Here is a 247-nt window from a genome sequence, read left to right on the forward strand (position 1 = left end):
TTTTCGCCGGATGACGTCCTGCAACATCTCGCGGTCCAGCGTCAGGTCGGCCACGATCTTCTTCAACGGGCTGTTCTCATCCTCGAGCTGCGTCAGCCACTTCATCTCGGTCGGCAGCAAGCCGGCATACTTCTTCTTCCAGTTGAAGTAGGTTGCCTGGCTGATCCCGGCTTTGCGACAGATCTCAGCCACCGGCGTGCCTTCCTCGCCCTGCTTGATGATGAATGCCTTCCGCGCGTCCGAAAAC

At 58.7% G+C, this 247-nt stretch carries 1 protein-coding gene; it reads right to left on the bottom strand.

Translation table 11 applies throughout. The annotated features are described in order from the left end of the window. Nucleotides 1–247: transposase (locus GQE99_RS20210; RefSeq protein ID WP_161353772.1), on the bottom strand; the 247-nt coding region annotated here is incomplete at both ends.

Source organism: Maritimibacter harenae (genome assembly GCF_009882975.1).
In the GTDB taxonomy this organism is placed as follows: domain Bacteria; phylum Pseudomonadota; class Alphaproteobacteria; order Rhodobacterales; family Rhodobacteraceae; genus Maritimibacter; species Maritimibacter harenae.